At 60.6% G+C, this 1,007-nt stretch carries 3 pseudogenes; all 3 read left to right on the forward strand.

Annotated features, from left to right (window positions below):
* Positions 1-208 (forward strand): annotated as a pseudogene (locus AO268_RS04655) (electron transfer flavoprotein subunit beta/FixA family protein); the annotation flags it as partial.
* A gap of 2 nt (positions 209-210) precedes the next feature.
* Positions 211-799, forward strand: a pseudogene (locus AO268_RS04660) (hypothetical protein); the annotation flags it as partial.
* Positions 800-906: 107 nt separating this feature from the next.
* Positions 907-1,007, forward strand: a pseudogene (locus tag AO268_RS33965) (electron transfer flavoprotein subunit alpha/FixB family protein); the annotation flags it as partial.

Here is a 1,007-nt window from a genome sequence, read left to right on the forward strand (position 1 = left end):
CGAGCCGCGTTATGCGTCCCTGCCAAACATCATGAAAGCCAAGAAGAAGCCGCTTGAAGTGCTGACTCCAGAAGCTTTGGGCGTTTCCACCGCCTCCACCAACAAGACTGTGAAAGTCGAAGCGCCAGCTGCACGCAGCGCGGGGATCAAGGTCAAGTCGGTGGCTGAACTGGTCGAGAAACTGAAAAACGAAGCGAAGGTGATCTGATCATGACTATCCTCGTAATCGCCGAACACGATAACAAGGTGCTGGCCCCGGCCACACTGAACACCGTTGCTGCTGCTGCGAAAATCGGTGGTGATATCCACGTCCTGGTCGCCGGCCAGAACGTGGGTGCCGTGGCTGAAGCCGCCGCGAAAATCGCTGGCGTGAGCAAAGTACTGGCCGCCGACAACGCTGCCTACGCGCATCAACTGCCGGAAAACGTAGCGCCGCTGGTTGCAGAGCTTGGCGCTGGCTACAGCCATATCCTGGCTGCCGCCACCATACGCGCATCAACTGCCGGAAAACGTAGCGCCGCTGGTTGCAGAGCTTGGCGCTGGCTACAGCCATATCCTGGCTGCCGCCACCTCCAACGGCAAAAACATCCTGCCACGGGTTGCTGCGCAGCTGGACGTTGACCAGATCTCCGAGATCGTTTCGGTGGAAAGCGCCGACACCTTCAAGCGCCCGATCTACGCCGGTAACGCCATTGCTACCGTGCAATCCACTGCCGCGGTCAAAGTGATCACCGTGCGTGCCACCGGTTTCGACCCGGTTGCCGCCGAGGGTGGTTCGGCTGCGGTTGAAGCCGTTGCAGCTGTACCGTGCAATCCACTGCCGCGGTCAAAGTGATCACCGTGCGTGCCACCGGTTTCGACCCGGTTGCCGCCGAGGGTGGTTCGGCTGCGGTTGAAGCCGTTGCAGCTGTACACAATTCTGGCACTTCCAGCTTTGTTGGCGAAGAGCTGGCCAAGTCGGACCGTCCAGAGCTGACCGCGGCCAAGATCGTCGTTTCCGGCGGGCG

It is taken from the genome of Pseudomonas sp. ICMP 8385, from assembly GCF_002699915.1.
Taxonomy (GTDB): Bacteria; Pseudomonadota; Gammaproteobacteria; order Pseudomonadales; family Pseudomonadaceae; genus Aquipseudomonas; species Aquipseudomonas gessardii.